This window comes from Mycolicibacterium sp. TUM20985 (assembly GCF_030295745.1).
Taxonomy (GTDB): Bacteria; Actinomycetota; Actinomycetes; order Mycobacteriales; family Mycobacteriaceae; genus Mycobacterium.
In genome coordinates this window covers 5,666,820-5,692,371 of record NZ_AP027291.1, presented here as the reverse complement: position 1 = coordinate 5,692,371, position 25,552 = coordinate 5,666,820, and the positions used below count along the sequence as shown (strand labels likewise).

Genomic DNA, 25,552 nt, shown 5'->3' with positions numbered 1-25,552 from the left:
CGAGCCTTCCGTCCTCGATGGTGTGCCCGCTCGCCGCGCACCCCAACCCGTGGGGCTCACCACGCCAGGGAGGGGTCGACGGGGCCCTCGCTCAGCTCGAGTTCGTCGGCGGTGATCGACCGGGACTCCGACAGCCGGTGCAACTGCGCCGGATCGGCGACCGCGCCCCAGCGACGGACACGGTTCATCGCCCACGACGAACGACAGGTCACCTCGGCGGCTCCGACGCGGGACCGTACCTCGCCGACCCCCGGCTCGGCGCAGGCCGCGAGCAACCGCGACGTCGCGGACCGCGGGAGCACCGGTCTGCCGACGGTCGTGACGACGTGGCGGCACCGCTGCCGGACGCGCGCGGGGACGGTGCCGACGCCGATCCGGGGATCGTCGTCGCCGAGCTGGCGACGGAGGTCGTGGGCCGACGCCCCGGTCAGCCACACGCCGACGTCGAGATGCAGGAAGCACGCCAGCGTTTCGACCAGTGAGCCCACGGTGTGGGTGGCGGTGTCGATCTCGACGGCGACCTCGGGAATCGCGTAGCGCAACCCCGGCCGGCGAGCGTACGGATCGGTCACCAGCCGGGCGACCGCGAGGGACTCGACATTCTTGGCCGCGATGCGGGAGGTGACGTCGCGGGCGGCCCAGTCCGGCCCGGCGTGCCAGGCGACCGCCTCGGGTACCTGCTGCAGCACGGCACCTCCGGTGACGGCGCGGTGGGCCAACTCCCAGTCCTCGCCGCCGTAACGCTGGAACGATTCGTCGAAACCGCCGATGTCGTCGAATAGCTCACGGGTGCAAGCCATCACCGAGCTGATGACGTACCGGTAGGACCGATGGTCGACGTCGAGCAGATGTCGCGACCGCGTGTAGGCGTCGACCAGCCAGCCGGGTTCGGCCAGTACCTGGGGCGCCGTTCCGCCCGACCACCAGGCCCGCAGGTCATCCGGCGTCCAGTCCTCGATGGCGGCGTGACGGCGCCTTCCGACGACCAGCGCGTCGGGGAGCAGTGACGGCAGTCGGGTGAGGCTGCGGAGGTAGTCGGGTTCGGGGTAGGTGTCGGCGTCGAGGAAGCACAAGATCGGCGCCGTGGTGGCGTGCGCTCCGAGATTGCGCGCGGCGGCGGCCCGAAAACCGTTGCGCGCCTGTCGGATCACCGACACGTTCAACTCGGTGTCGGGTACGGGTGGGACGGCGGACCCGTCGTCGGCGATCACGATCTCGATCAGCTCGCGCGGGTAGGTCTGCAGCTCCAGCGCCGCCAACAGCACGGCGATCTGGGCGGGCTGCTCGTAGAACGGGATGACCACGGCGACCCGCGGCTGCTGCCCCGGCATGCCGTTCAGCAGATCCCACCGGTTCGCCGGAACCAGGAATCGCCCGTCCGGCAGGGCGATCGGTGACTCAGCCATGCCACCGGGCGAACGCTTCGGCGTAGCGCCGGGCCACCTCGGCCATGGTCGATCCACTCGCCGCGTCGGCACCCAGCCATGTCGAACCGGGGTCGGTGAGCGCCGCGTCGATCGCCTGCACCAGCCCGCGGTGGGTGTCCGGATAGAGCCGGACGGTGCCGGGATGGCGCCCGGCGTGCTCGACGGAGTAGCGGTTCTCCGGCACCAGTGGTCTGCGGTGGGCGGCGATCCACGTGTTCATCGAGCCGCTCGCCGATACGTGCCGGTGCGCGGCGACGGGGACGGCGACCCGGTGCAGGGCGGCGGACAGCTGGCGGTCGGGCAGGTACCCGGTCATCGCGAACGCCAGTCCGGCGTGGGCGGCGGCGGCGGCGAGCTGACCGGCGAGGTCCTCGTGCCCGGGTGAGCACTCCCCGATGGCGAGGAACTCCGCGTCCGGGGCCAGGCCCGCCATCGCGGAGATGACCTCGGCGTGACCCTTGCCGGGGTACACGAACCCCAGCACCGCGACGCTGCATCGCTCGGGGGCCGGACGCCGCGGCGGGGTGGCGCCGAGATCGAGCGGTAACGGGATCACCACGACGTCGGCGGGGTCGGTGATGCCGTTCTCGCCGAGGAGGGACCGTTCGTGGTCGCTGTTGGTCGCGACGCCGTGCACGGCGTCGCACACCGCACCGTAGGCCTCGATGCGCTGTCGGTAGTTGCCGCCGTCGACAGCCTGCGGCACGTCGTGCAGTGTCACCGTGAGGCGCGCACCGACCGACGCGAGGTCCGCCACCCGGTCGGCCGCATCACCGGGATTCACGCCGAAGAGGCGGTCGGTGAAGTTGAGGTGGACGCCACCGGTGTGCCGCCGCAGCTCGTCGAGGTTCGAGTCGAGGTGCGACCAGTCCTCGATCCGCACCACCGGCTGGCCAAGGACGTCGGCGACGTTCAACGCATACGTCACGACGCCGTGCCGACGTGGTCCGACGACGAGGTGCGTGGGACCCGTCACGCGGCGGCCGGCGGACCGAGGCCCAGCAGGTCCAGTGTCCCGGCGTGGCGCGCGAGGGCCAGGGGGACGAAGTCCGGGTTGTCCCGGTACCACTGCAACTGCGCGCGGTGCACGACGTCGGGTTCCAGCTCGTCGGTACCCGAGCGCCACGTTCGCCGATCGGGCGCGGTGAGGTTCAGCGCAGTCAGGACACGGCGTTCGAGCGGGGCGATGACCGAGCCGAGCAACGTTCCGGCGCGTTCGCCGATGGGGAGATCGACGTCCATCGTGCGCAGCACGCGGCGTCCCAATTCCGTCAGCACTCGGTTGCCGGGATGGTTGATCGTGTGTGCGGCGTCCGCGCCGGAGGGGATGAGGACGTCCGAGATGCCGACGTCGCATTGCTGCTCCTCGCGGCGCGCCAGCTCGGCTCGGCTGGCCTCGGCCACGGCGACGAAGGCCTCCGGTGCGACCGAGACGTCCCACGGGTCTGCCTCGGATCGTCCGTCGCGGGCCGCGACCACGGTGCGAAGGTCGTGGTAGGGCACGACGGGCGGCGTGACGCTGCGGTCGGCGGGATTGCGCACGATGGCCTGGAACGGATGCAGGCCGGCATAGCGGATCACCGGCCAGCGGACGACGCGCGCCGAGCCGGGCAGTTCCGCGGCGAGCTCCGCGGTGCCCAGCGGCAGTTCGCGGTAGCCGTCGCGGATGGGTTGGGACAGCAGGACGGCGGCCCGGCCGAGCACCCGTCGTAGCGCGGGGAGGTCCGACGGCTCGAGCTCGTGGACGGCCGGCATCCGCACCGTCGCATAGGGACGGTCGGCGACGCCGTCCAGGACGAGGCGGAGCGCCTCGGCCTGGCAGTTCCCGACCACCACCCACAGCGGCCGGGACGCGTCGAGGTCGTCGATTCCGTAGAACGCGCCGAAGTGACGGGTCCTCGCCGACGGCACGTGCATGACATCACGCTAGCGGCTGGAATGAACGGCCGAAGACTGGGTAAAGAGGTCATGGCGCCCGACCATCGGCAGCGCTCGACGTCGTGGATCGGAGGATTGTTGCTGACTGTCGCCTCGGTGCCGGCAGGCCATCCCTATGTCGGCTCGGTCGTGGATACCGCTCGGGTGCGGCTCCTGCCCGATCCCGTTCCCCAGGACGCGACCATGCCCGGGCAGTGGTGGCCGCCGCGACTGTTGCAACTCGACTACCTGTTCCGCCACGTGGGCACGTTCGACGTACTGCACGTGCACTTCGGCTTCGAGGATTACACCGTCGAGCAGCTGCGGCAGGTGCTCGAACTCCTGGATCGCCACCGGGTGCCGTTGGTGCTCACGGTCCACGATCTGCACAACCCCCACTTCGCCGACCCGGTCCGGCACCTGTCGCAGTTGGACGTCCTGGTGCCGGCCGCCGCGGTGGTCATCACGCTGACTCCCGGCGCAGCGTCGGAGATCCTCGGCCGGTGGGGTCGCGAGGCGATCGTGCTTCCCCACCCGCACGTCCTGCCGCTCGAGCTCGTCGGGGCGCCTCGCGCGTCGAGGGCCGTGCCGGTCGTCGGCGTGCACGGCAAGGCCCTGCGCGCCAGCGTGCAACCGTGGCCGATCCTCGACGCCCTGATCGAAGGTGACCTCCCCGCGTGCGTCGTGAGGTTCGATCTCGACGACGGCGCCGGGTCGATCGCCGCCGATTCGGTGGCGCGGTTGGAGGAGTACCGCCGCGCGGGTGTCGACGTCCGCGTGCACCCGCGCTTCACCGACGCAGATTTCGCCGCCTATCTGACCGAGCTCGACGTCGCGGTCCTGCCGTACCGGTTCGGCACGCACTCCGGCTGGGCAGAGGCGTGCTACGACGCGGGAACGACGGTGGTGAGCCCGCTGTGCGGCTTCTTCGCCGAGCAACACCCGGGTCCGGTATTCGATTACGGCACAGCGACTTTCGACCCGAACGAGTTGCGGGCCGCGGTCAGCCTCGGGCTGGAGACGTCGCGGCCCGGTGTCGAGGATCTGACGAAGCGGCACCAGCGGGCGCGGGAGAGGCAGTGGGTGGGGGACCGCACGACGCAGCTGTACGAGCGGGCCGTGGCCACGGTGGCCGCCGCATGAGCAATCGACACCTCCGCATCGCGCTGCTCGCGTCCTCTCGCTTCGCCGTGCGCCAACCCTTCGCCGGCGGGCTCGAGGCGCACGTGTCCCAGCTCGCCCACGCGCTAACCGCACTCGGACACCGGGTCACGCTGTTCGCGGCCGAGGATTCGGCGACCGATCTGCCCTACGACGTCCTTCCCGTGCACACCTTCGAGATGACCCCGGAGTCCCGGGACAATCCGCTGGCGCCGGCCTGGACGGTGCACGAGGCCCACGCCTACGTCTCGGTGATGCTGGAACTCGCTGGGCGACTGCGGGATTCGTTCGACGTCGTGCACAACCACAGCCTGCATTACATACCCCTGGCCCTGGCGAGGACCATCCCCATCCCGATGTTGACCACGCTGCACACCCCGCCCCTGCCGTGGATGGAATCCGCCGTCGCGCTCCCCGGCGGGGTGGCAAGCAGGTTCGTTGCGGTCAGTGCCTTCACGGCCGCGCAGTGGGAGCCGGTCAACGGCGTCGTGCCCGTCATCGCCAACGGAATAGACCTGGCGGCATGGCAGCCCGGCGACGGCGGGGATTACGCGGTGTGGTCGGGCCGGATCGTGCCCGAGAAGGGCCTGCCCGCGGCGATCTTCGCGGCCCGCGGCGCCGGCTTCCGGGTGCGCTTCGCCGGCCCGATCGGTGATCCCGGGTACTACGAGCAGGAGATCCAGCCGCTGCTGGGTCCGGACGTGCACTACGAGGGTCACCTCCGACGAGACGAGCTGGCCAAACTGGTGGGCGGGGCCGCCGTCGCCCTCGTCACACCGCGGTGGGAGGAGCCGTACGGGCTGGTCGTCGCCGAGGCGCTGGCGTGCGGAACGCCCGTCGCCGCGTTCGCGCGCGGCGGGATACCGGAGATCCTCGACGAATCGTGCGGACGGCTGGCCCGTGCCGACGACATCGGCGATCTGAGTCGGGCGATCGGCGAGGCCGCCTCGTTGTCGCGGGCCGACGCCCGGTTCCGCGCCGAGACGCACTGCTCGCAGGAGGTCATGATGGAGAAGTACGTCGCGAAGTACCGCGAGATGGTCGCGGTGGGCAGGCCGCTCCAGTCGTCAGGCACCCAGGACCGGGCACCGCGTCCGCTGTCGCGCCCGGCCGCGTGATATCCCGGCTGCGTTGACGGTCCGGCCCCGATCAGGCAGGCTCCAAGTTACCGGCGAGTAATGCGACGCCCGCTCAGAACGCCCGCTCAGGACGCCCGCTCAGATCGAACCGAACTGGAGAGATCGACGATGAATGAACTCAAGTTCCTCGAATTGCACGGTGACCAGGTCGCCTACCGCGACGAGGGGCAAGGCGAGGTCCTGCTGCTCATTCACGGCATGGCGGGTAGTTCCGATGCCTGGCGGGAGCTGATTCCGCGGCTCGCCAAGGGCTACCGCGTCGTGGCCCCCGATCTGCTGGGCCACGGCCAGTCGACCAAGCCACGCGGCGACTACTCACTGGGCGCATTCGCAGTCTCGCTACGCGACCTCCTCGACGAGTTGGGGATCGCTCAGGCGACGATCGTCGGCCACTCCCTCGGTGGCGGGGTGGCCATGCAGTTCCTGTATCAACACCCCGACTACTGCGAACGCCTCATCCTGATCAGCAGCGGCGGCCTTGGCTCGGACGTCGGCTTCATCCTGCGGCTGCTGTCCGCGCCCGGCGCCGAGTTCGTGCTGCCGATCATCGCCCCGTCACCAGTTCTCAAGGTGGGCAACAAGATCGGCTCGTGGTTCACTTCCTCGGGCATGCGTAATCCGCGCGCGAGCGAGATCTGGCGGGCCTACTCGTCGTTCTCGGACCGTCCCACGCGGGACGCGTTCCTGCGCACGCTGAGGTCCGTGGTGGATTACCGAGGTCAGGCCGTCAGCGCCTTGGGCAAATTACACATCCGCGCCGAACTGCCGACGCTGGCCATTTGGGGCGAGGACGACCAGATCATCCCGGTTGATCACGGCCACGCCGCCATGGCCGCTCGGCCCGGCGGTCGACTGGAGATACTGCCGGGGGTCGGGCACTTCGCGCACGTCGAGGCGCCCACCGAGGTGGCGGAGATCATCGACGACTTCATGAGGTCGACCAAGGACGACGTGGGCGTCGAACTGGTCACGCCGCCGACGAGCGTGCCCACGGAACCCTTGAGCTAAGGCGCGCCGAGCGACACGCGCAAGAATGATGTGTGGGTTGCGCCACCCTTGGGTATTGGGTGTACATGTGTTCACCCGAAGAGGTTCCTGACAGCGATCCATCGCGGGGTGCGTGATGGCCCTCCGCCTGCGAGATCTCACCCGCTGGAGCCAGGCTCCGGCCAAGGACGTCGAAGTTGCGACGTCGCCAAAGGTCAACGTGCTGCGCGGGCTCGCCGCCCGCGCCACGACGCCACTGCTGCCGGACGATTACCTCAAGCTGATCAACCCGCTGTGGTCGGCCCGCGAACTCCGCGGCGAGATCATCGACGTGCAGCGGGAGACCGAGGACTCCGCCACGGTGACCATCAAGCCGGGGTGGGGGTTCAAGGGTGACTACCAGCCCGGTCAGTACGTGGGCATCGGGCTCCGGATCGACGGTCGCTGGCACTGGAGGTCTTATTCGCTGACGTCGGTCCCGCAGCGAGACGAGAAGCGGATCTCGATCACCGTCAAGGCCACGCCGGAGGGTTTCCTGTCGACCCACTTGGTGAACGGTGTGAAGCCTGGAACGATCGTTCGCTTGGCGACGCCGAAGGGCGACTTCGCCCTGCCCGATCCGCCCCCGGCAAAGATTCTGTTGGTGACGGCGGGCAGCGGTGTCACGCCCGTCATGGCGATGCTGCGGGCAATGGCTCAACGCGGCCACACCTCCGACGTCGTGCACATCCACTCGGCGCCGTCGGCGCGGGACGTGATCTTTCACGACGAACTGCAGGACCTTCACCAGGGGCCGTCGGCGTACGAGCTGCGGCTGCAACTCACCGAGGACAGCGGCCACCTCGACTTCGCCACCGAGCTCGACCGACTGGTCCCGGACTGGAGGGACCGACCCACCTGGGCATGCGGTCCGCCCGCCATGCTCGACACCCTCGAGAAGGTGTGGACCGACGAGGGGGTGCCCGAGGGTCAGCTGCACATGGAGCGCTTCGTCATCGCCCGCACCGACAAGGGCGGCGAGGGTGGCACCGTCACCTTCGCGATCTCGGACAAGACGGTCGAGGTCGACGGGGCGACGTCCCTACTGGAGGCCGGTGAGAAGGTCGGCATCCAGATGCCGTTCGGATGCCGGATGGGCATCTGTCAAACCTGCGTGCTGCCCCTCCAAGAGGGCCACGTCAGGGACTTCCGGTCGGGTGACGAACACGGCGCGGGCGATCGCATTCAGACATGCATCTCGGCGGCATCCGGCGACTGCACCATCAACATCTAAGGAGACGACCACATGGCCATCAGTGACATCAAGGAATACGCCCACCTCACCCCGGAGGACGTCGAGGAGTTGGGGCGCGAGTTGGACGCCATCAGAACGGATATCGAGGAGTCACGCGGTGAGCGCGACGCCCGTTACATCCGGCGCACGATCCAGTTGCAGCGCGGCCTGGCTGCGGGCGGGCGGATCGCGCTCTTCGGGAGTCGGAACAAGGTCGCCTGGACGGCGGGCACGGCAATGCTGGCCACCGCCAAGATCATCGAGAACATGGAGCTCGGTCACAACATCACCCACGGTCAGTGGGACTGGATGAACGATCCGGAGATCCACTCCACCGAATGGGAGTGGGACACCACCTCTCCGACGACGCACTGGAAGAAGTCGCACAACTTCATCCATCACAAGTACACGAACATCGTTGGCCTGGACGACGACATCGGTTACGGCATCATGCGTCTCACCCGCGATCAGCGGTGGGAGAAGTGGATGATCGGCAACCCGATCTACAACATCCTGCTCGGCACGTTGTTCGAGTGGGGCGTCGCGCTGCACGGTGTGGAGACCACGAAGTGGCGCAGGGGCGAGAAGTCGATGGCCGAGGTGCGCAAGGACCTCAAGATCATCGGCCGGAAGGTCGGCAAGCAGGTCGGCAAGGACTATGTCGTGTTCCCCGCGCTCACCGGACCGGCGTGGAAGCACACGCTCGGGGCCAATGCGGTGGCGAACCTGATCCGCAACTACTGGTCCTACATGGTGATCTTCTGCGGCCACTTCCCCGACGGCGCAGAGAAGTTCACGCAGGAGGAGTACGAGAAGGAGTCGCAGGCCGAGTGGTATCTGCGACAGATGCTCGGGTCGGCCAACTTCAACGCGGGGCGCGTGATGGCGTTCATGAGCGGCAACCTCTGCTACCAGATCGAGCACCACATGTTCCCCGACCTGCCGAGTAACCGGTATGCCGAGATCGGGGTGCGGGTACGGGCGCTCTGCGACAAGTACGACCTGCCGTACACGACGGGTCCGATCCTGAAGCAGTACGGGCAGTCGTTCTGGACCATCATGAAGTTGGCGCTGCCAAACAGGTTCCTGAAGGGAACCCCCGACGACGCCCCGGAGACGAACTCGGAGTTGAAGTTCCGGATTCGCGGCGGGATGCGCGATACCTTCGGCGTGGATCCAACGACGGGCAAGCGCCGCGGATTGCGCACGGCGTTGCGGGAACGTCAGGCGGCCTAGTCACCCGGTGAAAAACGAAGATCGGCCCCGTCCTTGGACGGGGCCGATCGTCGTGACGAGCGGTTAGCGGGTGCGCGTGGTGCTGCGGTTGCCGACGCGGCTCCAGACCAGCAGCACGATCACGGCGCCGATGATGGATCCGATGATGCCCGCCGGCTGCAGGAAGCCGTTGGCGGCGTCCTTACCGAAGATCAGGTAGCCGAGGAATCCACCGACGAATGAACCGACGATGCCCAGCACGATGGTCATCACGACGGAGATGTTCTGCTTGCCGGGGATGAGCAGCCGGGCGATGGCGCCGGCGATGAGTCCAACGACGACGATGCTGACGATGAGTCCGAGCATGTGAGTGCCTTTCGATCCGCGCCCACTGGGCGCTTGGTGGCGGGAGGTCGGGCGGTTGCGCGACGCTGGTACTAGTTGACTCCACCCTAGGGGTGTACGGCTACACCCCTAGGGGGGTAAACGGGCCGTGCGTACCGCTCCCGCGCTGGCGACTGTGACGAGCACGATGGCAAGACAATCGATCGGCCTGAGCCGCTGACCGAGGATTACCCAGCCGGCGAGCACCGCAATCACCGGTGACGAGCACGTGAGGATGGCGAACGTGCCCGGGTCGAGCCTGCGCAGTGACCACAGTTCGAGCGAGTAGGGAAGTACCGAACTCATGAGCCCGACGACGATCGCCAGCGCGGCCACGTGCCAGTGCACCGCGGCCGTCGCGCCGAAGGTGACGACCGCGATGGGAGCCACCAGGACGGCACCGATCGCGGTGGCGATCGCCAGTGCGTCCAGTCTTGGAAAGAGCTGCGCAGCATGCGAAGTCGCGACGATGTACCCCGCCCAACTGACGGCCGCCGCTGCGGCGAAGCCCACGCCGACCCAATCGACGGCACCGGTCTGGCCGGGCGTCACGCCGAGTACGGCGATCCCGGTGAAGGCAAGCAGTGCCCATGCCCACGCGCTCCGGCGTCGGCTCAGCGCCACGGAGAGCACCAGCGGGCCGAGGACTTCGACGGTCACCGCGATCCCCAACGGAATCCGTGAGATCGCCTCGTAGAAGCAGAGGTTCATGGTGGCCAGCGAGATCCCCAGGGCAGCGGCCGCACCCCAGGCCCTGCGGGTGAGATGACGGACGTTCGGGCGGACCACCACCCAGAGCACCGCGCCGGCGACGGCGATTCGGGCGAACGTCGCGCCTCCTGCGCCGAGCGCGGCGAACAGTCCGACGGCGAACGCGGCCCCGACCTCCTGCGAGGTCGCCGCACCCACGACGAGCAGGGCGGGCCCGGTCGACGAGCGCCCTGGCCGGTCGGCCGTCACTGGTCCGAGACGATGGCGATGAGTCGCTCCAGCCCCGGCAGGGGCAGCGGATAGACCTCGCCGACGTGCTCGAGGCGCTCTCCGCGGCTGACCGTGCGAATGATCTCGATGGTCTCGCGGGTGGTTTGCACGGGTCGTCGGAACCTGCCACCCGACAGTTTTTGCAGGCTCAGAGCCGACGTCGCCAAGAGCGCCGGGCTGCGCGAACCGAGTTGGACGACAAAGGTTCCCAGGCCGATCGTCGTGGTCTTGGCGGTGAGGACGGCCAGCCCCGTCAACGCGTCGTACCCCCACACCTCGGGCACCCATAGCGAGGCCACACCGAGCCGTTCGGCGGCGACCGCGAACTCCGAGGCGCCGGGCGCGCGCGGTTCGACGAGGGCTCCGACCTTCACTGGCACTCCCGGGTTTGGTTCTCGCCGATGCGTCCCCTGCACTATGGCAGGCTGCCCAGCATGCGCTACCGCGACCAGCCGACGATCGAAGTCACGCAGCGGGTCAGGTCCGACGTGATGTCGGCATGGCGTGCGGTCACCGACATCCGGTTGCCTGCCCGCTGCTCGACGGAGTTGCAGGACGTCGAGTGGCTCGGGGGTGCCGACCGCGTGACGGTGGGCGCTCGTTTCCGCGGTTACAACGAGAACCCGGCGATGGGCTCCTGGCAGACCGAGTGCGAGATCGTGGAGGTCGACGAGGGGAAGCGCTGGGTGTGGAACGTCGTCGGCGGGCAGGGCCCCATCGCGACGTGGGCGTTCGAGGTCGAACCGACCAGCGACGGCGTGCTCATCCGGCAGTGGGCCCGGATGGGTCTGAGCCCGTCGGGGCTCACCGCCGCGATCATCGCCAGGCCGGAGCTGGAGGGCAGGATCGTCGCGCGGCGGCTGGCCGATTGGCAGCAGAACATGCAGACCAACCTGGACTGCATCCGCGACCAGCTGGAGGCCTGACGCCTCCGAGTGTGCGGATCGATACTCAATCTGCGGCGAGTCGCGGATGAAACCGCACAGTGGCGCGGCGCTCGCGAGGCTAGGTGATCGTCACGCCGCCGTCGACCGCGATCGTCTGGCCGGTGACGTACCCGGCGGCGGGGGAGGCCAGCCACACCAGCGTGGCCGCGAGTTCAGCAGGATCGCCCATGCGCGGTAGCACGAACCGCGTGCTCAGCGACTCGAGATAGCCCGGCTTGTACTGGTCGGTCATCTCGGACTCGAAGAATCCCGGCGCGATCGCATTGACCCGGATGCCCTTTCGAGATCCCCACTGCTGAGCCAAGTCTCGCGTCAGACCTACGATCGCGGCCTTGCTCGCGCTGTAGGCGGCCTGCGGGAGTCCGGCGGTCGTCAACCCGAGGATGCTCGAGATGTTGACGATCGAACTGCCGGGCGTCATGACCCGGGCGCAGGCCTGCGCGGTCCAGTACGACCCGTGCAGGTTGATGTCGACGACGGCACGGAACTCCTCTGGTGTCTCGCGGGTCGCGGGCACGGCCGTTCCGACGCCCGCGTTGTTCACCAGCACGTCGACGCGACCGAATTCGGCCATGGCCGCATCGACCATCGCCTGGCACTGGTCGGGATCGGTGACGTCGGTGCGCACGGTCAATGCGCGCTGGCCTGCCGCGGACACCAATTCCGCCGTGTCGCTGAGCTTTTCGATGCGCCGTGCCGCGAGGACCACGTCGGCCCCAGCGAGTGCGCACGCCTCGGCGAACGCCACGCCGAGACCGGAGGAGGCGCCGGTGACGATCGCGACCTTGCCGTCGAGGCGGAACATGTCCATCACAGTCATGACAGCTTTCTACCTTCTCGCGATCGGTGCGTGACCGCGAGGGTCGCGCAGCCCACGGCGACGAACAGCGCGGGGTGGCAGCCGACGACGAGCAACCTGGCGGCCTTCGCCATCCCGGGGACCGCGCCGGGCACCCGGTACACCCACGCGGTGAACCACATGAAGCCCAGCAGGTAGACGGCCACCGTGGCGGCCACCCAGCCCCGGCGAGCCCGCCCGGCGGTCCTGGCGGCACGATCGATCGTGATCGCCAGCAGCGGCACGGTCCACACCCAGTGGTGCCCCCACGCCAGCGGTGGCACGGTGCAGGACAGCAGGCCGACGATCGTGATGGCGAGCAACCGGAGGCCGTGGTGCTCGGCCCGTCGCGCTGCGGCGAAGCCCAGGATGCACCCGAGGCCGACGAGGACCAGCCACCACGCGACGGGCATCGGACCTGGTGCGGCGAGGGTGGCCAGGATCCCGCCGAAGGAGTAGTTGCCGACGTGGGCCAGCGGGCCGACGCGATCGGTCTGGACGACGGCGTGTCCCCAGTAGGCGCCTGCGTCCGCGGGCATCAGCACCCAGCTCAGCGCCACGGTCAGGGCGGCCGCCCCGACGGCGGTCGCCGCGGCCCGCCACTGCCGCGTGAGCAACAGGTACGGGACGAACACGATGGCGGTCAGCTTCATGCCGGCCGCCACCCCCACCGACCAGCCGCGCAGGCGGGAGCCGTCCGGCCGGGTCAGATCCCAGACGATGAGCGCCATCAACACGACGTTGACCTGGCCCTGCCACAGGGTGCCCCGCACGGCCTGGTGGTCGAGCGCCACGAAGCCCAGCGCCAGACTCAGCAGCATCAGCCGGCGGTCGGGTTGCCAGCCGAGCGTGACCGCGCAGCGCCAGATGGTCGCGACGAGCGCCAAGAAGGACACCAGCAGCCACCACGCCTTCGCCGCCGTAAAGGTCAGCAGCGCCAGCGGAACGAAGGTGAGCGCCGCGAACGGCGGGTAGGTGAACCAGCCGCCCGGCGGCACCTCCGTGGCGTAGAGCGGTTCGCCGTGCAGCACCCGAAGCCCGCCGTGGCGATAGATGTCCAGGTCGCCGCCATTGGTGAACAGCCCCATGTGGGCGCCCGCATCGAAGGGCACCAGGACGTGCTGGACGATGACCGCGGTCACCGCGGCAGCCCATCCGGCGCCGACGATCGCCCACGACACCGTACGGCGATCGTCCGGATGAATGATGTGGCCGCCCCCTCGACGTATGCCCAGCTAGACGCTGAACAGTGTGATGGGCAATCGCTCGTGACGCCTAATGATGTTGTTGATCGCCCACGTCGGCGGACCGGTCAGCTCGAGGTGGTGCACCCGTTCGGCGAGTGCCCGCAGCATGGCGCTCGTCTCGAGGCGGGCCAGGCCCTGGCCTGCGCATGCGTGCGTCCCCTGCCCGAAGCCGAGGTGGCGGGTGGCGTCTCGTCGGATGTCGAAGGTGTCGGGGGCGTCCCACTCGCGTTCGTCGCGGTTGGCCGACGCGTAGACGACGAGCACCCTGGCACCCGCGGGTATGGTGGCGCCCCCGAGTTCGTGGTCGTGGAGCACCTTTCGGGCGAACGCCCGAAGCGGCGACTCGTAACGAATCACCTCGTTGATCGCGTTGGGGATGAGGGTCGGGTCGTCGCGCAGCAGCTGCCACTGTTCGGGATGCGTGGCGAACAGGTACAGCGCGTTCGAGATGGCACTGATGGTCGTGTCCAGAGACGGGGCGATGTAGTCGACCATCAGGGGTGAGCAGTCGGCGTGCGAGAGCTTGCCATCGTCGGCGGCCAGCAGGACGTCATGACCCAGGCTTCCCTCGATCATGGCGCGCTTGCGCACGACCTGACGGGCGAAGCGCAACATCTGCAGTGCGCCGGGCATCGCCTTGAGAGCGTGCCTGTTGAGTGGGCCGAGGACGTCGAACGTGGCGCCGCCCCAGGGCAACAAGTTGTCCCGCTGGTCGCGGGGCCAGCCGACGAGGTCGGGGACAACGGCCATGGGCAAGGCCATCGCCACGTCGGAGACCCCGTCGACCGCACCCTTTATTAGCGCGGCGTCGACGACCGACGCGGCCTGCGCGTCGACCTCGTCGCTGATCGCACGGAGCGCCCTGGGCAGCATGCGGTGCGCGACCAGCTTGCGCCGCGCGTCGTGTTCGGCGCCGTCGCTGTTGAGCGTCGTGCCGCGGGACAGGCGATTGATCAACCTGTTGAGCGCGACCCCCTCGCCGGAGATGAACGTCTCGTCATCGCGCAACACGGCCTTGCACTCGGTGTAGCGGGGCAGTGCGTAGACGCGTTGCCTGGGGAGCCAGACCACGGGGCCGAGGTCGCGCATCCGGGCGTAGTGAGGATGGGGGTCCAAGATCGCGTCGGCAGCGTAGAGGTCGCGGGCATAGACCGGAACACCGTTGTGCCTGGTGGTCATCGGTTCGTCCGTGCCGTCGAGTGAAACTCGGGCAGGGCGTCGCACAGCGCGCCGACGCGTCGGCCCGCCAGCATGACGGTCCGGTCGGGACGGAGGAGCGCGGCCGTCGCGCGTCCGCGTCGCAACCATTGGGCCAGCTCGGCTTCCGGAGCCGTGACGTGCAGGACCGCACCGCGGCGGGCGATGAGGGCACGCTCGACCGGGCTGGGAACGGTCGAGGTGACGATCGCGAACCCGTCGCCGAGCTCCGCGTCGAGACGTGTGTCGACCGACACCGCGGGGTTGGGGCACAGCCGGCCCGCCAGACCCCACGGGGTGGCCCTCGACCTGTCGACGAGGGCGGTCCGGCAGAGCGGCGGGGTCTCGCTGTCGAGCAGCTTGGCGCTGAGGCCGGGTAGCCGGTGCAGCTGCGGCAGGACGAACCGGCGGACCAGGTTGCCGAAGTCGCCACCCGCCGTCATCGCCCGTCCCACTCCGAGAGCGAGCCGAATCATGCTCGCAGCGTGCGGCTTTCGTTCCTGCTCGTAGGTGTTTAGCACCGAGGTGGGCAACCAGCCGCGGAGCACCCCGGCCAGCTTCCACGCCAGGTTCACCGCGTCCCGCACACCGGCGCCCATCCCCTGACCGATGAAGGGCGGGGTGAGGTGGGCGGCGTCGCCGAGCAGGAAGATGCGGTCGCGGCGCCAGCGGTCGGCGATCTGCGCCCGGAAGGTGTACTCGGTGACGCGGACCAGGGCGAGGTCGTCGGTGCCGACGCCGGTCACCCACGGCTCGATCAGCGGTCGCAGCGTGGACATGGTGTCGAAGTTGGCGGCCGTCTCACCCTCGAGGAGGCGGAACTCCCAGCGGTAGCGGGTCTCGCCGATGCGCATGTAGGTCCCCGCACGGACCGGATCGCACACCTGATGCACACCCTCCCACTGGTTCAGCTCCGCCGCCGTCGCGACGTCGACCACCAGCCAGCGCTGTTCGAAGCCGAGATCGTCCATGCGGGAACCGATTCGGGCTCGCGCCAGGCTGTTGGCGCCGTCGCACCCGAGCACGTAGGCCGCGTCGACGACGTGCTCGCTCCCGTCGGTCCGGTCGACGTAGGTGACGCGGACCTGCCCGTCGCGGTCCTGTGCGACCGCCGTCACCTCGGCGTCACCGCGCAACTCGGCGTGGGGGTACCGCGTCAGATTGCTCCGCAACAGCCCTTCGAGTTCCGGCTGATCGAACATGTTGGCCTGGGGAAAACCGTTGCGGCTCAGGCCAGTAGCGCGGGTGAACTCCGTCAGCGTGGTCATGGTGGAGTCGAGTAGTCGAAGTCCGAGGGCGGGGCGGGAGATCGCGGCGAACTCCTCGCCGATGCCCAACCGGGCCAGGACGCGGAAGATCTCGTCATCCAGATGCACCGCGCGCGGCTGCGGGTACACCCCGGACCAGCGGTCGAGCACCAGGCAATCCACGCCGTACTTGGCGAGCAGCGTGGCGACCGTGACGCCGGTGGGCCCGGCGCCGAGGATGGCGACGGATACCCGACGGGCGCCGTCGGCGGTCATGCGTACCGGACCACCGCGCGCTGGGTGCCCAGATCGATCGCCTTGTCGTCGGTGGCGACACCGGCCTCGACGACGTCACCGTCGTGCAGGTACTTGGCGTTCTTGGACTGGCTCTTGAAGAACGCCTTCCACTTCAGCGCCGGCGGCAGCAGGTGGCCGATGATCTCGATTGGCTTCGGGGGTGCGCTCAGCGCGGTGCCGGCGGGTGTTCCGGTGAGCAGCAGATCCCCGACGTCCATCCGCTGGAAGCGGGTCAGTTCCTGCAGGGTGCGCAGCGGACGGTAGATCATGTCACCCGCCACGACCGTGTTCTGGCGGACCTCGCCGTTGACGCTGAGCTGCAGCCGCAGCTCACCGAAGCGCATCAGCTCGTGGGCCTCGAGGAGGACCAGGAACGGGCCGACCGGGGTGAACGTGGGGTAGGACTTCGCTTCGTAGAACTGGGTTTTCGGCAATTGCACGTCGCGGGCCGACACGTCGTTGGTGACGACCAGGCCGGCGATGTAGTCGCCAAGGTTTGCCTCGGTCAGCGTGGTGCCGACGGGCAACTCCCTACCGAAGACGAGGCCGATCTCGACCTCGTAGTCGAGGAACCGGACGTGGGCCGGCTTGACGATGTCATCGCTGGGACCGTTGATCGAGCCGGATGCCTTCCGGAAGAACGTCAATGGGATGGTGGCCGGGTCCATGCCGGAGTCCTCGACGTGTGAGACGAAGTTCGTCATCTGCGCCACGACGCGGCACGGGGCGGTCACCGGCGACACCAGGGCCAGGGACTCGACGGCCACGCCGCCCGATCCCCGGCTCGCCGTCTCGATGGCCGGCCGGTCGCGCAGGAGTTCTCCGGTGGTGGTCGCCGTGGTGTCGATCCGTACGGCGCCGGTGTCCGTCTGGACGAACCAGTCGTCGGCCGTGTGCAGGATGGTGGTGGTCACGAGCTGGCTACCTTCAGTAAGCCGCCGAGGCGGGAGAGGGTGATTTCGTTGTCCCGGGCACGGACCGCGGTCACCATCGATCGCAGCTCGTCGACCGCATCCCGGCCGGGTGTGATGCCGAGGAAGTCCTTGGTCACCGGCGGGCCCCACTGCGACAGCCCGGACGCGGTGAACGGCGCCCAGCCGGGCTCGAGGAAGGCGTCGAACATGTCCCCGTCGGTGAAGTGCTCGACGAGGAAACCGTCGGGATCGCGCCAGTAGTCGAAGATCTGGCTGCCCTGGATGTGGCGCCCGATGCCCCATGACCGGTGGTACCCGCGCTCGCGGAGGTATTCACCGCCGGCGGCGAGCGCGTCGAGGTCCGCCACCTGATACGCCGAGTGCACGTACCGGTTTCGCGGGCCGAGGGCCATCGCCAGCGAATGGTGATCGGCGGGGGTGTCGCCGCGGTCGCAGCGGATGAAGCTCATGGTGGGGCCCCTGTCTCGCTGCCCGGGGTAGTACAGGAAGTCGCTGACGATCAGCCCGAGGTGGTCGAGGTACCAGTTCAGCGCCTCGAGGTATCGGGTGCTCTGCAATACCACGTGCCCCAGCCGCTGCACTCTGGCCGGCATCCGGGGTGGGCGTTGAGTTCCGTTGGGGCGCAACACCTCGTGGCCTGAGTTCAGGACGTGCGGGGTCTGCGGCGGTAACGGTGCCGTCGGGTGGGTGCCCGCGACGACGTGTACCGGGATGCCGCTCGGATCGACCAGATCGACCGCGATCCCGCCGATGCTCTCCGGCAGGGCGCGGGTGGGCGCCCCCGTTGCGTCGGCCAGGCTGAGCACGTCGACCTCGTCGTGGGCGGTGAACGCCAGCCCGACGAATCGCGATCGCGCACCCTTGCGGACGAGCAGGCAGGGCGCCGCCGGGTCGGTGCCCCGCAAGTGGAGTTCGCCCTCGGTTCGCAACGCGGTGGCGAATCCGAAGGCGTGGGCGAATGCCTCGGCGCGGACGAGGTCGGGTTTCTCGAACTCCAGCCAGGCGATGTCCTGCACCTTGATCACCGGATTGCGGGACCGGCCGGGGTGCTCCGACTCGATCGCCCCGTGCTCGCTGTGCAGCCCGTGATGGGCGTCGACGGTGCGTGTCATCGTCGCTCCCTTCGTTGTCTGACGAAATCGTCACATACGACGCCATGCTCAGTCAAGGGTCAATGACGATTTCCTCAAGTCTGACGAGAGGCTATGCTCGGGCGGAACCGTGAAGGAGGCGTGCCATGACGACCGTGGCCGCGGAGGATGACGCGCAGCCGCCCAATCGCCTGGCCAGGCGCAAGCAGCGCACCCGCGCCGCGCTGATCTCCGCCGCCCAGTCCTTCATCGCGGCGGGCAAGCTGAACGTCCCAGTCCTCGAGATCACCCAGGCGGCCGACGTCGGCATGGGCTCGTTCTACAACCACTTCCAGAGCAAGGAGGAGTTGTACGAAGCCGCCGTCACCGAGGTGCTCGACGTGCACGGCGCGCTCCTCGACGACCTCACGGCATCGCTCGACGACCCCGCGGAGGCGTTCGCCTGCAGCTTCCGGCTGACCGGTCGGATGTTCCGCGAGCGCCCCCAGGAGAGCGGGGTCCTCCTGTCCACCGGGCTGGCGCTGTTGTCCTCCGATCGGGGTGTGGCCCCCCGGGCCCGGCGCGACGTCGAGGCGGGCATCGCGGCAGGTCGTTTCCACGTCAAGGACCTGGATCTCGCCATGGCCGTCGTCGGCGGCGCGCTGCTGGGCCTCGGCCATCTGCTTCACACCGAACCCGACCGTGACGACGCCGATGCGGCGGACACGGTCACCGAGCACGTGCTGACGCTTCTCGGGATGGCGCCCGACGAGGCGCGGCGTCTCTGCGGGCTGCCGCTGCCGGACCTCGCTACAGCGGGATGACGGTCTCGCTGTTGAGGATCTTCCACAGTCGTCGGCAGGCTGCGCCGAGGCGTCGGCGGATGGGACTGTGCGAGAGCGCGTCGATCAGTTCCTGATCCACGATCACGTAACCGCCGTCCAGTCGGAGCCACCAACCGGCCAGGGACAACTCGATCGCGGCCATCGTGGTGACCCGCCCGTGAGCGAGCGTGTCGAGCACGTCGTCGGCGATGAAGTTGGAGCGGGTGCTGTGGGCGAGGTGGTCGACGACGCGCACATGCACCTCGAGCGATGCCGGCGACAGGACCGGACGGGATTCATCCGCGCGCAGGGCCTCGACCTCGAAGAACACCGACCTGTCGTCCATAACGACACTCTAGGCGCAACATGGACGTAACACGGCATTTACATACTGAACATTCTGTGAACGGCCTCAGCCCTTGATGCGATCGACGATCAGATCGTGCACCAGTCGAGGCTTCTCCTCGGGGATCCAGTGCGAACCGTCGGTGATCTCGAACCGGTAGGGACCCGTGACGTACTGCTCGCACAGCACGGCGCAACGCCGACCGAGGGCGACGTCGTTGGTGCTCCACAGGTAGGTGGTGGGCACCGACACCCTGCGGGCGTAGGCCTGGCCGCTGAAGGGGATCGCCCGGTACCAGTTGATGGCCGGTCCCAGCGCCCCGGTGTCGATGATGTCGGTGTGCACCCGTTGCACCGCCTCGGCGTCCATCCCGCTGTCGCCGAGCGCACGATCGGCCAACTTCGGGTACCGGGTAAGCAGGGCCTCGGGCAGCCGGGGGATCTGGAAGATCGCCATGTAGTAGGACTTCAACGCCTGATTGCTGGTCACCAGCGCGCGCAGGAACGCCCGGGTGTGCGGCACCGACACGGCGGTCAGGGTGCGCAGGAGTTCGGGATGGCGCGCGGCCGTCGCCCATGCGACGACGGCACCCCAGTCGTGCCCGACGAGGTGCACGGGCGTCCCGACCCTTTCGATGAGTGCGGCCACGTCACCGACGAGTGCGCTGATCCGGTAGGCGAAGCGACCCTTGGGCCGAGCCGTTGGCGCGTAGCCCCGCTGGTCGAACACCAGTGTCCGGTAGCCGCTTGCATGCAGCAGCTCACAAACCTGGTCCCAGGACGTCGAGGTCTGCGGAAAACCATGCAGGAGAACGATCGTCTCGCCGTCGATCGGTCCCGCGTCGGTGACGCCGAAGGTGTAGCCGTCATTGGTGAAGCCGTGAATGCGGTCAGCCATCGGTCCTCGATCGCTCGGGGGAGAGCAGCGCGAGAAGCAGCGGGATGCGTCCGGTCTCGATCTCCGGTTGGGGCAGGACGGTGCGGACGATGGCTGCGCCGTCGAACGCGTTGGTCAACAGGGCCACGACACCGGCCAGCGTCTCCTCGGGGTACTCGTCGGCGGTGGGCAGGGCGCGGGCCGTGTCGAAGATCCGCGTGCTGTACTCTCCGAGCACGTCCTGCAGTGTGCCCCTGAGCTTTTCGTCGGTACGGGCGGCGATCAGGAGCTCGTACATCACCACGTTGGTGTCGTTCCCGGTGATGTCCCGCATCGCGTGGAGGACGCCTTCGAGCGCGGGCCGGTCCGGTGGTATCTCGGCGACCTGCTTGCCGAAGGCGTCGAGCTGGCGGCGCATCACTTCATACGCCGTCGCCGCCATGAAGTCGCCCATGGTGTCGAAGTGTCGGAACAGCGCGCCTCCGGACAGCCCCGCGCGCCGGGTGATGACCGCTGCCGACGCGTGCGCGTAACCGACGTCGACGATCGTCGCGATACACGCGTCGAGTAGTCGCGCGACCGTCTCCTCGCGACGCTCCCGCTGGGTCCGTGCCACGTCAGACGGTCACGGAGACATCGGCATTCGGACGCGAGCCCGCCGCGCGAAGGAATCTGCCGGACTTCGTGGTCTGGCCGTAACCCTCGCGGAACTCGCCGCTGCGGTAGACCACCTGACCGTTGACGGCGGTGGCCACTACGGTGGCGTCGTTGCGGTTGACCATGCGGCTAAGGCCGCCGTAGAACGGCACCGCGGCTTCGTGGTAGCCGTCGACGGCGTCGTCGAGACCGGCTGGGTCGATGACGACGAAGTCCGCACGGTCACCCCTGCGGAGCGTCCCCGCGTCCAGGCCGAACCAGTCCGCGACCTCGGCGGTGAGCCGGTGCACGGCGTGTTCGATGGTGATGAAGGGCCGGCCGGCTCGCTGGGCGACGTGGGCGCGCTTGAGTAGCCGCAGTGCGTAGTTGTAGAAGGCCATGTTGCGCAGATGGGCGCCGGCGTCCGAGAAGCCCATGTGGACAGTCGGTTCGGTGGCGAGCGCGTCGAGCTGGCGGCGGCGATGGTTGGCGACGGTCGTCGTCCATCTGACATTGCGTTCGCCGTTCTCGACGAGGACGTCGAGGAAGGCGTCGAGCGGATGCAGACCGCGTTCGTCGGCGATCGTCCCGAAGCTCTTGCCGATCAACGTCTCGTCGGGGCACTCGACGATCACGGCGTCGTGGAGGTCGCGGTGCCACAGCGTTGGACCCAGCTTGCGGCGGTCGAACTCGCGCCGGAACTCGCGGCGGTATTCGACGTCGGCGAGGAGCTCGTTGCGCTCGAGCTGGTCGCGCAGGTGCAGGGCGGCGGTGCCTGCGCCGAACTCCTCGAACACCGGCAGATCGATGCCGTCGGAGTACAACTCGAACGGCACGGGCAGGTGCTGGAACCGGACGCTGGCGCCGAGCACTCGGTTCAGCAGTCGCGTGCCGCGGCCGAGGACACCGACCGCGCCGGGCGCCGCCTTGGAGTCCGCCGAGACCAGAAGGCTCATCCGCACCCCGTCGCGACGGCCCAGCATGCGGCTACTCGACAGGAAGAACAGCAGTGCCGTCCACGGCCGTGCAACGTCGGGGGCGCTCTGCAGCATCCGGCGCCGGTTGCGAAGTTCCGCAATGAGTTTGCGACGTTCCCGCCAGGTGGCGAAGGTCGACGGCAGACCACGGGAGCGGTATCGATCGCCGTCGAGTTTGTCGATCGCGGAGTCCATCCCCGACATGCCGAGCAGGCCGGCATCGAGTGCCTCGCGCAGCTTGACGACCATGGCCTCGAGCTCGGCGGAGGTCGGCCTGACGGTGTCGTCGGTGGCCCGGTCGAGGCCGAGCACCGAAGTACGCAGATCCGAATGCCCAAGCAGCGAACTGACATTCGGGCCGAGGGGCAGCGCGTCGAGCGCGTCGACGTACTCGCTGGCGGACGTCCACGTCTTCTTGTCGTTCAGTGCGCCGAGGACATACTGCCGCGGCACGGCCTCGACGCGGCTGAACAGGTCGGCGGCGTCCTCGTTGTTCGCGTACACGGCGGACAGCGAGCAATTGCCCAGCAGGACCGTCGTCACCCCGTGGCGAACCGACTCGCGCAGTCCGGGATCGAGCAGCACCTCGGCGTCGTAGTGGGTGTGCACGTCGATGAAGCCGGGCACGATCCACCTGCCGTCGGCGTCGATGACGTCGGGGCACCCGGCCTCGTCGAGGGGTTCGGCGGAGACCGCCGCCACTACGCCGTCTCTGATGCCGAGCGTGCGGACCAGGGGTGGGGCGCCGGTGCCGTCGAACCACAGGCCGTTGCGGACGATCACGTCATAGGGCATGACGCCACCCTACCCAAGATTGCGAGTGCTCACAATCTTTATTCGCGCCGACATCGGTGTGGTCAGGCGGTAGGGGTGGTAACGATGGCGAACACCTTGCGCACCGTGACGTCGACCTCCCAGCGGCCGTGCCAGCCGTCCGGGAACCATCGCGTGGCGCCTGGTCGGATCTCCCATCGGCCGTCGGCATCGATGATCCAGCCATGCCCGCTGACGAAGTGCATCAGTTCACCGCAGCCGACCTTGCTGGACTCCCAGGCGCCCGGTGAGCACTCCCAGACTCCGAGCTTGGCGGTCGGGTCGTCGTGCAGCATGACACCGCGCTCGAAGGGTTGACCGGCCGTCGCCAACGGCTTGGGCCCCCAATCCTCCAGCGCGACGTCCGACGCGATCATCACGGCAAGGTCGATCATGAGGCCATTCTGGCACGCCACCCGCTGCGATTTCGGCGCGCAAACGTTCGCTCAGCGATCGTTTCCGCGCCGAAATCGCGAGAGGGGGGAGGGGTCAGGCGGCGACGGGTAGGCGATCGACGGACTTCGCCGCACGACGGCGCAGCAGATCGCGCGGGCTGAAGTCGTTGGGCAGCGACAGCGTGAACACCTTCTTCCATGCCGACGCGACCTGCCTGGGCAGCGAGCCGGTGGTGTAGGTCAGGCCGTAGCGTTCGAACAACTCCTGGATCCTGGGGGCGATCTCCTGGTAGCGGTTGCTTGGCAGATCGGGGAACAGGTGGTGCTCGATCTGGAACGACAGGTTGCCGGACATGAAGTGCAGCAGGCGACTTCCCGAGATGTTGGCCGAGCCCAACATCTGACGCAGGTACCACTCGCCACGGGTCTCACCGTCGATCGACGTCTTCTCGAAGGTCTGCACGCCCTCGGGGAAGTGACCGCACATGATCACCGAGTGCGTCCAGATGTTGCGCACCAGGTTCGCCGTGAGATTCGCGGTCAAGGTGGGCAGCGCCGACGGACCCGACAACAGTGGATGCAGCAGGTAGTCCCTGGTGGCCTGCTTGCGGATCTTGGCGAGCACCCGCTTGGCCCTGGCCTGGAACTCGGCCTTGTCGGAACGGCCCTTGAGGTACTTGCCGATCTGCAGGTCGTAGGCGGCGATGCCGTACTCGAACAGGCAGGCGTTGATGAAGTTCCACAGCGGCTGGGCGAGGTAGAAGGGAACCCACTTCTGGTTCTCGTCGACCCGCATGATGCCGTAGCCGAGGTCGTGGTCCTTGCCGCGGACGTTGGTGTAGGTGTGGTGGACCTCGTTGTGCGAGTGCTTCCACATCTCGGCAGGCGACGCGTTGTCCCACTCCCACGTGGTGGAGTGAATCTTGCTGTCGCGCATCCAGTCCCACTGACCGTGCATGACGTTGTGGCCGATCTCCATGTTCTCGACGATCTTGCTGATCGACAATCCGACGGTGCCGACGACCCAGGCGGGCGGGAACAGCGAGAACAGCAGCACGGCGCGACTGCCGAGTTCGAGCTTGCGTTGGCCGTCGATGACCTTGCGGATGTAGGCCGCGTCGCGTTCGCCACGGCTGCTGATGAGCTGTTCGCGGATGGCGTCGAGCTCGCGACCGAGGTTCTCGACGTCCTCGGCGGTGAGGTGCGCCGTGGTGGCGTTGGTGGGGGGTGCAGTCATGTCGGTCAGTTGGGTAGTCATGTGGAACTCCTCGAGATCAGAGATCGATGTCGCACGTGCCTGCGGCGGCGGAGACGCAGGTTTGGATTTGGACGTTGTCGCCGGGTGCGGCGGAGGTGACGGCACCGGTGCGGAGGTCGCGGACGGCGCCCTGGCGCAGGGGGACCACGCAGCCGAAGCAGATGCCCATCCGGCAACCCGACGGCATCAGCACGCCGGCGGCTTCGCCGGCGTCGAGAAGGGTCTCAGCACCGCCCGCCTCGACGAGGGTGCCCGACCTGGAGAAGGTGACCTCGCCGCCCTCACCCTCGGTGACGATGGTTGCCCGGAAGCGTTCGGTGTTCAGGCGATCGGCAATGCCTTCGGCCGCCCACCGCGCTTCGAGTGCGTCGAGCATCCCGGCGGGACCGCAGGCCCATGTCTGCCGGTCGGCGATGTCGTCGACCAGCCCGTCGAGCGCGGTCACGTCGAGCCTGCCGTCGGTGTCGGTGTGCCTCTCCAGCAGGCGGATTCGGCCCTCGCGCGCCAGCCTGCGTAGTTCGCCGCCGAAGATGACGTCGTCGGCGGTGGGGGCGGAGTGCACCACCACCACGTCGGCGGGCCCGGCGGCCATGTTGCGCAGCATGCCCATCACGGGCGTCACACCGCTGCCCGCGGTGACGAAGAGGACCTTCGACGGAGCCTGCGGGCCGAGCGTGAATTCGCCTGCGGCGTGGTCGAGTTGGACGACGGTCCCGACGGTGGCGCGACGCACCAGGTGGTTGCTGACCGTACCGTCGGGGATCGCCTTGACGGTGATGGAGATGTGCTCACTGGAGGTCGTGGAGGTCAGCGAGTACGACCGCCACTGGCGGACGCCGTCGACGTCGACCCCGACGCGCACGTACTGGCCCGGCAGGTGGCCGCGCCAGCCGCGTCCGGGCTTGATGTCGATGGAGACGGCGTCGCGGGTCTCGGGGCGAATGGCGATGATGCGGCCACGAAGGTCGGCGCTGGACCGTAGCGGGTCGATGACGTCGAGATAGTCAGCGGGCACCAGGGGCGTCGTCACCCGCTCGGCGAACTTGATGACCCGCGCTCGCAACGCGCCAGCGGCGGTCGGGCGGAGGGCTGTCGTCGTCATGCTTCCACTGTGGCCGAGCTATGGGTATAAAGTCTTGACCATTAGGTGTGAATGAACGTCACT

26 protein-coding genes are annotated in these 25,552 nt (G+C 68.5%); 7 read left to right on the top strand and 19 right to left on the bottom strand.

Annotated elements, in window-relative coordinates; translation table 11 throughout:
- Window positions 1-56: 56 nt before the first annotated feature.
- From QUE68_RS27650 to QUE68_RS27640, 3 genes are read right to left on the bottom strand one after another with little or no spacing between them, the layout of a single operon-like run.
- The gene (locus QUE68_RS27650) at window positions 57-1,406 is read right to left on the bottom strand and encodes a glycosyltransferase family 2 protein (protein ID WP_286274782.1); all 1,350 of its coding nucleotides are present in this window, start codon (window positions 1,404-1,406) and stop codon (window positions 57-59) included.
- Window positions 1,399-2,403: a glycosyltransferase family protein gene (locus QUE68_RS27645; protein WP_286274781.1), complete on the bottom strand. Its 1,005-nt coding sequence runs from the start codon at window positions 2,401-2,403 to the stop codon at window positions 1,399-1,401. Before QUE68_RS27645 ends, QUE68_RS27650 begins: the two co-directional genes overlap by 8 nt.
- A complete protein-coding gene (locus QUE68_RS27640; protein ID WP_286274780.1) occupies window positions 2,400-3,344 on the bottom strand; it encodes a WcbI family polysaccharide biosynthesis putative acetyltransferase in 945 nt (314 codons plus the stop codon). The genes QUE68_RS27645 and QUE68_RS27640 overlap by 4 nt, the downstream gene beginning before the upstream one ends.
- Before the next feature lie 51 nt (window positions 3,345-3,395).
- On the opposite strand from QUE68_RS27640, the gene QUE68_RS27635 reads away from it, so the two are divergent.
- From QUE68_RS27635 to QUE68_RS27615, 5 genes are all read left to right on the top strand, one after another.
- Window positions 3,396-4,487 (top strand): glycosyltransferase family protein, encoded by a 1,092-nt coding sequence (locus tag QUE68_RS27635; protein ID WP_286274779.1) that lies wholly within the window; start codon window positions 3,396-3,398, stop codon window positions 4,485-4,487.
- A complete protein-coding gene (locus tag QUE68_RS27630; RefSeq protein ID WP_286274778.1) occupies window positions 4,484-5,623 on the top strand; it encodes a glycosyltransferase in 1,140 nt (379 codons plus the stop codon). The genes QUE68_RS27635 and QUE68_RS27630 overlap by 4 nt, the downstream gene beginning before the upstream one ends.
- A 129-nt stretch (window positions 5,624-5,752) precedes the next feature.
- Window positions 5,753-6,652 carry an alpha/beta fold hydrolase gene (locus QUE68_RS27625; RefSeq protein ID WP_284230009.1) on the top strand — a complete coding sequence of 300 codons (900 nt, stop codon included), beginning with the start codon at window positions 5,753-5,755 and terminating at the stop codon, window positions 6,650-6,652.
- Between the two features lie 115 nt (window positions 6,653-6,767).
- Window positions 6,768-7,904 (top strand): ferredoxin reductase, encoded by a 1,137-nt coding sequence (locus QUE68_RS27620; protein ID WP_284234302.1) that lies wholly within the window; start codon window positions 6,768-6,770, stop codon window positions 7,902-7,904.
- A 12-nt stretch (window positions 7,905-7,916) separates the two neighbouring features.
- Entirely contained in the window at window positions 7,917-9,140 is a 1,224-nt protein-coding gene (locus QUE68_RS27615; protein WP_284230006.1) for a fatty acid desaturase family protein, read from the top strand.
- Between the two features lie 63 nt (window positions 9,141-9,203).
- On the opposite strand, the gene QUE68_RS27610 is transcribed toward QUE68_RS27615, so the two are convergent.
- The 3 genes from QUE68_RS27610 to QUE68_RS27600 form a co-directional block, all read right to left on the bottom strand.
- Complete coding sequence (locus QUE68_RS27610; protein ID WP_284230005.1) at window positions 9,204-9,485, bottom strand: GlsB/YeaQ/YmgE family stress response membrane protein; 282 nt, start codon at window positions 9,483-9,485, stop codon at window positions 9,204-9,206.
- A gap of 108 nt (window positions 9,486-9,593) precedes the next feature.
- Window positions 9,594-10,463 (bottom strand): EamA family transporter, encoded by an 870-nt coding sequence (locus QUE68_RS27605; RefSeq protein ID WP_286274776.1) that lies wholly within the window; start codon window positions 10,461-10,463, stop codon window positions 9,594-9,596.
- Window positions 10,460-10,858 (bottom strand): LLM class flavin-dependent oxidoreductase, encoded by a 399-nt coding sequence (locus tag QUE68_RS27600; protein WP_284230002.1) that lies wholly within the window; start codon window positions 10,856-10,858, stop codon window positions 10,460-10,462. Before QUE68_RS27600 ends, QUE68_RS27605 begins: the two co-directional genes overlap by 4 nt.
- A gap of 27 nt (window positions 10,859-10,885) precedes the next feature.
- On the opposite strand from QUE68_RS27600, the gene QUE68_RS27595 reads away from it, so the two are divergent.
- A complete protein-coding gene (locus QUE68_RS27595) occupies window positions 10,886-11,410 on the top strand; it encodes an SRPBCC family protein (RefSeq protein WP_286274775.1) in 525 nt (174 codons plus the stop codon).
- 79 nt (window positions 11,411-11,489) lie between these two features.
- Here QUE68_RS27595 and QUE68_RS27590 read toward each other — a convergent pair whose 3' ends face one another.
- The 6 genes from QUE68_RS27590 to QUE68_RS27565 are packed head-to-tail and all read right to left on the bottom strand — an operon-like array spanning window position 11,490 to window position 18,304.
- Window positions 11,490-12,251, bottom strand: a complete 762-nt coding sequence (locus QUE68_RS27590; RefSeq protein ID WP_284229999.1) for an SDR family NAD(P)-dependent oxidoreductase — start codon at window positions 12,249-12,251, stop codon at window positions 11,490-11,492.
- The gene (locus tag QUE68_RS27585; protein WP_286274774.1) at window positions 12,248-13,450 is read right to left on the bottom strand and encodes a glycosyltransferase 87 family protein; all 1,203 of its coding nucleotides are present in this window, start codon (window positions 13,448-13,450) and stop codon (window positions 12,248-12,250) included. The genes QUE68_RS27590 and QUE68_RS27585 overlap by 4 nt, the downstream gene beginning before the upstream one ends.
- A 54-nt stretch (window positions 13,451-13,504) precedes the next feature.
- Window positions 13,505-14,695 (bottom strand): cytochrome P450, encoded by a 1,191-nt coding sequence (locus QUE68_RS27580; RefSeq protein ID WP_286274773.1) that lies wholly within the window; start codon window positions 14,693-14,695, stop codon window positions 13,505-13,507.
- Window positions 14,692-16,236, bottom strand: coding sequence for a bifunctional 3-(3-hydroxy-phenyl)propionate/3-hydroxycinnamic acid hydroxylase MhpA (gene mhpA / locus QUE68_RS27575; RefSeq protein ID WP_286274772.1), 1,545 nt, complete (start codon window positions 16,234-16,236; stop codon window positions 14,692-14,694). The genes QUE68_RS27580 and mhpA overlap by 4 nt, the downstream gene beginning before the upstream one ends.
- A complete protein-coding gene (locus QUE68_RS27570) occupies window positions 16,233-17,171 on the bottom strand; it encodes a fumarylacetoacetate hydrolase family protein (RefSeq protein ID WP_286274771.1) in 939 nt (312 codons plus the stop codon). Before QUE68_RS27570 ends, mhpA begins: the two co-directional genes overlap by 4 nt.
- Window positions 17,168-18,304, bottom strand: a complete 1,137-nt coding sequence (locus tag QUE68_RS27565; protein ID WP_286274770.1) for a VOC family protein — start codon at window positions 18,302-18,304, stop codon at window positions 17,168-17,170. Before QUE68_RS27565 ends, QUE68_RS27570 begins: the two co-directional genes overlap by 4 nt.
- A 125-nt stretch (window positions 18,305-18,429) precedes the next feature.
- Here QUE68_RS27565 and QUE68_RS27560 point away from each other — a divergent pair, with 125 nt between their 5' ends.
- Complete coding sequence (locus QUE68_RS27560; protein ID WP_455012631.1) at window positions 18,430-19,086, top strand: TetR/AcrR family transcriptional regulator; 657 nt, start codon at window positions 18,430-18,432, stop codon at window positions 19,084-19,086.
- Here QUE68_RS27560 and QUE68_RS27555 read toward each other — a convergent pair.
- From QUE68_RS27555 to QUE68_RS27525, 7 genes are all read right to left on the bottom strand, one after another.
- Complete coding sequence (locus QUE68_RS27555; RefSeq protein WP_284229989.1) at window positions 19,073-19,432, bottom strand: hypothetical protein; 360 nt, start codon at window positions 19,430-19,432, stop codon at window positions 19,073-19,075. The two genes, QUE68_RS27560 and QUE68_RS27555, sit on opposite strands and share 14 nt — an antisense overlap.
- Before the next feature lie 66 nt (window positions 19,433-19,498).
- A complete protein-coding gene (locus tag QUE68_RS27550) occupies window positions 19,499-20,329 on the bottom strand; it encodes an alpha/beta fold hydrolase (protein ID WP_286274769.1) in 831 nt (276 codons plus the stop codon).
- Window positions 20,322-20,924, bottom strand: a complete 603-nt coding sequence (locus QUE68_RS27545; protein ID WP_284234295.1) for a TetR/AcrR family transcriptional regulator — start codon at window positions 20,922-20,924, stop codon at window positions 20,322-20,324. Before QUE68_RS27545 ends, QUE68_RS27550 begins: the two co-directional genes overlap by 8 nt.
- A 1-nt stretch (window position 20,925) precedes the next feature.
- Entirely contained in the window at window positions 20,926-22,716 is a 1,791-nt protein-coding gene (locus QUE68_RS27540; protein WP_286274768.1) for an N-acyl-D-amino-acid deacylase family protein, read from the bottom strand.
- Between the two features lie 62 nt (window positions 22,717-22,778).
- The gene (locus QUE68_RS27535) at window positions 22,779-23,129 is read right to left on the bottom strand and encodes a cupin domain-containing protein (RefSeq protein WP_284229981.1); all 351 of its coding nucleotides are present in this window, start codon (window positions 23,127-23,129) and stop codon (window positions 22,779-22,781) included.
- A gap of 94 nt (window positions 23,130-23,223) precedes the next feature.
- Window positions 23,224-24,387, bottom strand: coding sequence for a fatty acid desaturase family protein (locus QUE68_RS27530; protein ID WP_286274767.1), 1,164 nt, complete (start codon window positions 24,385-24,387; stop codon window positions 23,224-23,226).
- A gap of 16 nt (window positions 24,388-24,403) precedes the next feature.
- A complete protein-coding gene (locus tag QUE68_RS27525) occupies window positions 24,404-25,489 on the bottom strand; it encodes a ferredoxin reductase (RefSeq protein ID WP_286274766.1) in 1,086 nt (361 codons plus the stop codon).
- Window positions 25,490-25,552 lie beyond the last annotated feature (63 nt).